This window comes from Peloplasma aerotolerans, assembly GCF_030012175.1.
Taxonomy (GTDB): Bacteria; Bacillota_I; Bacilli_A; order Acholeplasmatales; family Acholeplasmataceae; genus Peloplasma; species Peloplasma aerotolerans.
In genome coordinates this window covers 26,497-34,337 of the sequence record NZ_JASCXW010000020.1, presented here as the reverse complement: position 1 = coordinate 34,337, position 7,841 = coordinate 26,497, and the positions used below count along the sequence as shown (strand labels likewise).

Annotated in this window: 8 protein-coding genes; 7 read left to right on the top strand and 1 reads right to left on the bottom strand. The window is 30.8% G+C overall.

Annotated features, from left to right (window positions below):
• Window positions 1-67 precede the first annotated feature (67 nt).
• Entirely contained in the window at window positions 68-1,342 is a 1,275-nt protein-coding gene (locus tag QJ521_RS06540) for an MFS transporter (RefSeq protein ID WP_282839644.1), read from the top strand.
• A gap of 209 nt (window positions 1,343-1,551) precedes the next feature.
• Window positions 1,552-2,397 carry a DegV family protein gene (locus tag QJ521_RS06535; RefSeq protein ID WP_282839643.1) on the top strand — a complete coding sequence of 282 codons (846 nt, stop codon included), beginning with the start codon at window positions 1,552-1,554 and terminating at the stop codon, window positions 2,395-2,397.
• Window positions 2,398-2,430: 33 nt separating this feature from the next.
• Here QJ521_RS06535 and QJ521_RS06530 read toward each other — a convergent pair whose 3' ends face one another.
• Window positions 2,431-3,654 carry a BaiN/RdsA family NAD(P)/FAD-dependent oxidoreductase gene (locus tag QJ521_RS06530; protein ID WP_282839642.1) on the bottom strand — a complete coding sequence of 408 codons (1,224 nt, stop codon included), beginning with the start codon at window positions 3,652-3,654 and terminating at the stop codon, window positions 2,431-2,433.
• A gap of 127 nt (window positions 3,655-3,781) precedes the next feature.
• On the opposite strand from QJ521_RS06530, the gene QJ521_RS06525 reads away from it, so the two are divergent.
• From QJ521_RS06525 to QJ521_RS06505, 5 genes are all read left to right on the top strand, one after another.
• On the top strand, window positions 3,782-4,183 hold the full coding sequence (locus tag QJ521_RS06525) for a VOC family protein (RefSeq protein WP_282839641.1): 402 nt from the start codon (window positions 3,782-3,784) through the stop codon (window positions 4,181-4,183).
• 73 nt (window positions 4,184-4,256) lie between these two features.
• Entirely contained in the window at window positions 4,257-5,048 is a 792-nt protein-coding gene (locus QJ521_RS06520) for a lysophospholipid acyltransferase family protein (protein ID WP_282839640.1), read from the top strand.
• Window positions 5,049-5,212: 164 nt separating this feature from the next.
• The gene (locus QJ521_RS06515; protein WP_282839639.1) at window positions 5,213-6,361 is read left to right on the top strand and encodes a cytochrome c biogenesis CcdA family protein; all 1,149 of its coding nucleotides are present in this window, start codon (window positions 5,213-5,215) and stop codon (window positions 6,359-6,361) included.
• A gap of 9 nt (window positions 6,362-6,370) precedes the next feature.
• Window positions 6,371-6,664, top strand: a complete 294-nt coding sequence (locus tag QJ521_RS06510; RefSeq protein ID WP_282839638.1) for a hypothetical protein — start codon at window positions 6,371-6,373, stop codon at window positions 6,662-6,664.
• Window positions 6,665-6,667: 3 nt separating this feature from the next.
• Window positions 6,668-7,804, top strand: coding sequence for a cysteine desulfurase family protein (locus tag QJ521_RS06505; RefSeq protein ID WP_282839637.1), 1,137 nt, complete (start codon window positions 6,668-6,670; stop codon window positions 7,802-7,804).
• Window positions 7,805-7,841: the final 37 nt, after the last annotated feature.

Below are 7,841 nucleotides of genomic sequence, written 5' to 3'. Positions count from 1 at the left end.
TTTTTAAAGCATTTATTTTTATCGATTGACAAAACGTGTTATAATATTTTGGATGCGGAGTGATAAGGTGAAAGAATTAGCGATTAAGATTAACAAAAAACTATATTATGGTTGGATGATTGTCCTCATGAGTGGACTCGCATTCTTTTTTTCTGCTCCTGGACAAACATACTCAATAAGTGTATTTATTAATGCATATAACCAAGAATTTGGGTACTCCAGTACTTTAATCTCTAGTGGATATTCGATCGCCACAATGATTAGTGGATTACTTATTATTTTTATGGGGAAAGCCATAGACCGCTTCGGTCAAAGAAAAATGCTGATTATAGTCGTTATTATGTTAAGCATCACAGCATTTTTCAATAGTTTTGTATCAAATATAGGAATGATATTTGTAGGATTCTTTTTCTTAAGATATTTTGGACAAGGATCAATGACATTAATTCCTAATAGTTTAGTTCCTCAGTGGTTTGAAAAAAAGAGAGCTTTTGCAATAAGTCTTTCTGGTATTGGTAATTTAATTGCAACACTTTCCATTCCAGCATTTAATTATTGGATGATTACACATTACGGTTGGGTTCATGCCTGGAGAGTTTGGAGTTTAGTTTTACTCATAGGATTTGTACCACTTGTTATTTTATTTGTATTTAACAAACCTGAAGATTTAGGTATCACGATGGAAAATTTAACTGCAGGTACTGATGAAGAGATTAAAGCATCATTACTTAAAATGGAAGCTGAAAGCTTTACATTAAAACAGGCAGTAAGAACGAAAGAATTTTGGTTTGTTGGTTTAATTAGCACAATCCCTTCAATGTTTACAACAGGGATTACATTTCATTTTTTTAGGATGATGGAACTTAGGAATGTAACCAATGAACAATCCGCATTAATTATTGGGTTAGTAGCGTTTCCCGCATTTTTCATGCCTTTTATAGCAAGACTTGTTATTGATAAGTATCCTACAAAATATACGCTTTTTGTTACACTAATATTAATGATTGTAAGTATGGGTTGGTTAGCATGGGCAGTAAGTAATGCGGTCACTGCAATCTCATTTATATTATTCTATGGGTCTGCTGTAGCTGTGCAAGGAGTTGCTTTAAATGTATTATGGCCAAACTATTTCGGACGAAAGTATTTAGGAAGTATCCGTGGAGCAGCAACTGTTTTCATGGTCTTAGGAAGTGCATTAGGTCCTTTACCGTTTGGTATTGATTATGATATATCTGGTGGGTATAACAACGTATTGATCATCATGATGATTTATACTGGTATTACAGCCATATTAGCATTACTCATTAAACCGCCTGTTAAAACTGAAATCGAAACATACTAAAATCAACGATAGAATATAAAAAGCCAGCGAAAATGTTGGTTTTTTTACATATATTTACATATTTATAACATTTATACGTTATTAAACCACAAAGATTGACATCATTCACATTCACATGCTATGCTTTACTTGTACTTAAAAATAAATTGAACATCAAACAAATTTTGATGACTGACATACATCTATAAAATTTCTATAAGGAGAAAAAAATGAAAACAGCAATTATTACTGATTCAGGATCCAACTTATCAAAAGATTTTATTAAGAAACACCCAAATTTACACGTAATCCCTCTCATGATTTTAGTGGATGGAAAAAGCTTTCGCGACCAAGTTGAAATTACAGCGGAAGAAGTTTACTCAAAAATTGATACACACAATTTAACAACAAGTTTACCCAATATGGATGATTTCACAGCAGTTATTGAGAAACTTAAAAAAGAAGATTATACTGATGTTTTAGTCATCAATATTTCTTCTGGATTATCAGGAACATTTAATGCGTTCCGTTTAGCGATTGAAGAAGTCAAAGGTATCAATGTTACACAATATGACACGAAGACATTAGGGAGTGCTCAAGGTTATTTAGTTGAAGAAGCATTGGAATTGGTTAGTAAGAAAGTTGCAATCAAGGATATTATTAAAAAACTTGATCAACAAAGATTTCAAGAAAGTATGGCAATTTATACAATCAACACACTTAAGTACTTACGCAAAGGCGGAAGAATTGGTAAAGTTGAAGGAACGATTGGTAACATCTTGAGAATTAAACCAGTTATTACTGTAAATGATGAAGGTGTTTATATTACATTATCAAAAGCATTCGGGCTTCAAAGATCTCTCATCAACATGAAAGAATTGCTCGTTGAAAAGTTTAGTGGACACAAAATTGATTTAACCATTCATTATGGTGATGATCCAGAAAAAGCACAACAATTAGGAGATATGCTTTCTAAAAGTTTAGATGTTAGAAATCTTGCTATTTCAGCATTAACTCCTGTATTAGGCATTCATACAGGTCCTGAAATGTTTGCTTATGTAGCTAGAATCGTTTAATAAAAATAAAAACAGTTTGAATAAAACTGTTTTTTATTGTGATAATTTATGAATAATATCTGTCGCACATAATCTACCTGTTGATAATGCAATGGTAATATTATATCCCCCTATTGGACCGTGAAGATCAATTGTTTCTCCAATAAAATATAAGTTCTTAACCTTTTTGGATTCCATAGATTTGGGATCCAATTCTTTTGTGTCAACACCACCAGCATTTACAAACGCTTTTTCTCTATCTTCAACACGATCAATTGGAACAGTGAAGTTTGTTAAGATATTAATGATGTTGTTAATGTCTTTATTTGATAATTCTTTAATTCTAATATTTTCAATTTTTAGGATATCTAAAACTTTTCTTGACAATCTTTTTGTTGTTAGTTGTTCTAAAGTTTTTAGGATATGCATATTTTGATCGCTTGCTTTATTGATTACATCGTGTAGTTCATTAACAGATTGTTTTACAAGATTAAAAGATATAGTTGTAGGTTTTTTTAATATCTCACGATAAATATCTTCTGATAGATGTAGGATAGCTGGACCACTTAAACCGAAATGGGTAAAAATCAAACTTCCAGTAGTTTTTATCTTGGTACCATTAATTTTAACTGTTATGTTTGAAATAGAAACACCTTGAAGATCTTTATAATACTTAATAACATCAGAGGCATAAATATGTGTTTCTGCTGGTGTGAATGGAATCACTTCAATGCCTAATTGCTCAGCAAAAACAGCGCCATCACCCGTACTTCCAGTTTGAGGATAACTTTTAGAACCTGTAGCAACCACAACATGCTTCGTTTCAAATATAAAATCCTTAGTATGCAATCTAAAAATATCATTTTGTTTTTCAATCTCTATAACTGCTTGGTTGGTTCTCATTTTCTTTTTATCTATATTGGATAGCAAAACCTCTAGAACACTTGAACTCTTATTGGTTTCTGGGAAATATTTCATATCATCTTCTAAAATCAATTTCAATCCATTATTCTTAAAATAAGAAATAATATCATTTGAACTAAAAAAAGTTAATGCAGGATACATGAATTTTTTATGTTTGAAATTTAGAGAAACAATAAATTCATCAATCGATAAACGATTGGTGACATTACATCTCGTTCCACCTGTAATTAAGAGTTTTTTTCCAGGTGTACTATTTTTTTCAAGTAATAAATAATTGATTTTATTTTTTTCAAGTACGTTACAAGCCATAAGACCAGCAGGTCCTCCACCAATAACGATAACATCATATACCATCAATTTCTCCTTAAATATAAAACCTTTACCACTATCATATCATGGATTTTCATTATTTTTGTAGATGCTTTAATGTATATGGTTACAAGGTGTATAATAGATGTAAATAAAAATAACGGAGGTCATTATGATAAAAGGTATTGCACATTTAGCTTTTCAAGTTTCAGATATGGAAAAATCAATTGAGTTTTATGAAACAGCATTTGGTTTTAGAAAGAAATTCACATTAAACGATGATCAAGGAAATCCATGGATTGTTTATTTACAAGTCTCAAAAGACCAGTTTATTGAGTTGTTTTATGCACATGAAACATTAGTTCATCAACCTAACGTAACTGGATACCAACATTTGTGTCTTGAGGTTATAAACATAAAACAGGTTGCTAAAGCTCTTGTTTCAAAAGGGATAGAGTTAACACATGATGTCATCCTAGGACTTGACAATAATTATCAGTGTTGGGTAAATGATCCTGATGGAAATCCGATAGAACTTATGGAATATGGAAAAGATGCTCTACAATTAAGATAAATGATATCAAAGTGTTTAGTTTGGTAAAAAGTAAAACCATATAGTATAATACATCATAATACTGGAGGAAATTATGGCGACAATTATTTTCATCATAAGTTATATATTCTATGTCACTTATTTAACACTCATCACATCATATTTTTGGATACCCCTATGGATTGTCATTTGCATTATTCCAGCCTTTTTAACGATTCTAATCGCATATTTTCTACAGTTTCCACTCGTGTTAATATTACCTGGTAAACATCCATATAAAGCATATTTGATGAGAAGTATATCGTATTTTCTCAATCATTTCATTTTAAATCTTAAAGTTAAAGTTGATGGTCTAGAAAATGTTCCAAAAGGTGGGAGATTAGTTGTATATTCTAATCATAAATCATACACCGATGCATTCGCTATTTTGGAAAAACTACCTAGACCTATGACATTAACACCTAAAAAATCTGTATTGAAAATACCGATTATAAATGCCTGGATAAAAGCATATGATGTTTTCCCTATTAATAGAAATAATCCAAGAAAAACAGCAATTGACTTAGAAAAAGCTGTTGAAACAGTTAAAAACGGTCATGCTATTTTAATTTTTCCTGAAGGAACAATTAAAAACCGTTTAGCAGAAAATGTTTTAACAATGAAAGCTGGAGCTTTTAAATTAGCGCAAAAAGCCGAGGCTGATATACTGGTTATACGTTTAGATGGTAACCAATTGACTAGAGGTCGTGCACCTTTTAGAAGAACACATAGACATATAACGATTTTAAAACCATTGTTATATCAAGATTATAAGGATTTAACGACACAAGAAATATCGACAATCGTCATGGATATGATTAATGATGTGACTGAAATAAACGCATAAAGAGTGAACTTAACTTCATAAAACAAAAAATTAATGAAAAACATTCTCATAATTAGAAAAAAGAATGTTTTTTTTCATGGGAAAAACAATAAATCAATAATTATGTTAGAATTAAATTGTAAAAATCAAAGTTTGTATATGATAGATGATATAGAGGTTGCAGCATGGCAAAACTTTTTAAAATAGTAGCATTCATATTTATATTGTTCACTTTCATCTTTTCAACTTTTAATCCACCCAATGTGTATGCTGCAGAAGAACCTTTTGATGCAGTATATTTTGGATCTGTTTTGTGTTCAGCATGTCAATCATTAGAAAATGATGACAAGGTATTTGAAACCTTAGAAAACCAAGGGGTTATAGTTAGGAAATACATTTTAGAAGACGACAAAGACAATACCGTCTTGTTCAGAAACTACCAGTATACATATAATGTACCTTTAAGGCAAGGTATGGTTCCCATTTTGTTTGTTGGTGACACATATTTCGTTGGAAGAAGCGCGATTAATAAAGCAGTTGATGATGGATTGGTTTTAGAGATTTCACAAACAATTGATATGCTACCTCCTATTGATGCTCCTGCAAGTGGATTTTCTTTAGCTTATTTTGTGTTATTAGGATTTGTTGATGGCGTGAATCCTTGCGCAATAGCAATGTTGATACTATTTATTTCCCTATTAGGATTTACGAAGAAAAAAAGCGTGCTAATAGCTGTAAGTTTGACATTTATTAGTGCTATTTTTATTAGTTATTTTTTATTCGGAACTATTTTGTATCAATATTTATCTAAAGTGCAATTTTTATCTGTTTTGGTTATCTATTTACCGTGGGTCATCATTGGGATTACTTTGATTCTATTTCTATTGAATTTTTATGATTTTATCGTAACCATGTTACAAAAATATAACAAAGTTAAAAATCAATTACCAAAAGGTATACAAAAGTTTAATAGAAAACTCATGGAATCATTTACTAAAAAGATGGAAGAAAACAGTAAAATGATCTATGTTATTACATTTTTCATAGGCATAATCATCTCATTCACAGAATTTTTATGCACAGGACAAGCTTATTTCACAGCAATCTTACACTTAATACATTTTACAGATTATGTAGGTAGAGGTATTCTTTTACTCCTTTTATATAACTTTATTTTTGTACTACCATTATTAATCATTACGTTTATTGCAGTTAAAACACAATCAATTATGTCTATTTCAGTATTTATGAGAGAGAAGTTACATTGGATTAAACTCTTTAGTGCTCTTGTTTTTCTAGGTATAGCACTATATTATTTGTTTTATGTGTTATAGGAGGAAATCATGAAATATAAAGTCATCATCACCGATGCCAATCACGAAGTTGTATATCAAGGTAAACCACTTGATATACCAATAAAAAAAGACGCGATTACTAAAAAATCAATTGAACTTTTTGACGATGATGAACCGTGTATTATTCATCAATCTTATGCTGTACAAAAATTGATTAATGATTTTATTCAGTCTTTTCAAAAAAGGGAAGTTAAAAATGTTTTAATGCGCACAATTGATTATGACATCAGTTTTATCAATCTAAAGGATTTAGAAGATTGTTATCTCACTTTGGAGGTATAAGCTATGAAAAAGATATATTTAGATTATGCTGCGACTACACCTTTGGATCCAGAAGTATTTAACGAAATGTCTATATATATGAAAGATTTATATGCGAATCCATCATCAATTCATAAAGATGGTATTGCTGTAAGGAAAGCAATCCAGCAAGCTAAACATACGGTTGCTGACGCATTAAATGCAGATGGAAAAGAGGTCTTTTTTTGCTCTGGGGGAACAGAGGCAACCAATTGGGCAATCAAAGGATTTGCACAAGCCCATTTAAATAAAAAAAGAATAATAACTTCACAAATAGAACACCATGCAACACTGCATACATGCAAATCTATGGAGGAAATAGGCTATGAAGTCATCTATCTACCTGTCGATGAAAAAGGGTTTATTTCTAAAGAAGATTTAGAGCAAGCTATCAATGATGATACACTCATGGTTTCTATCATATGGGGAAATAATGAAATTGGAACAATTCAAAAAATTGATGAAATCATTGAAATATGTCAAAAGCATCATGTAACACTGCATGTTGATGCTGTTCAAATGTTTGGGCAAATGGAAATCGATCTAGAAAAATTAAAAATTGATTTATTATCTTTATCAGCACATAAATTTTATGGACCAAAAGGTAGCGGGGTTTTATATGTTAGAGAAGGACTAGAGTTGAAGCCGCTCATCGATGGCGGGAATCAGCAAAATGGGTATCGTGCTGGTACAGAAAATGTCTATGGTATTATTGGATTTGCTAAAGCTTGTGAACTTGTTAAAAAGAAAATAGATACTTATCCTAGACATATTGATATGCTTGCTACAGCACTTTATTCTAAGTTGAGGATAGCTATTCCGAATTTAAGATTAAATGGAGCAGACATCGGCAACAATCGCTTATTAGGGCATTTGAGTTTATCGTTTTCCAATTGTAATAGTCATGATTTAGCATTTGCACTAGACGCAAAAGACTTATATGTATCAACTGGCAGTGCATGTACTTCAACATCAATTACAAAATCACATGTTTTAGAAGCAATCAAATTAGATAATCATTACGCAACCATTCGAATAACATTTGGAATTCACAATGAATCCAAAGATATTGATGATATTGCAGATCGTATTATTAGTAGTTATCAAGAAGTCAAAAATTAAATAATCAAAATTGATAAACAACAAAGAACTTATTGAG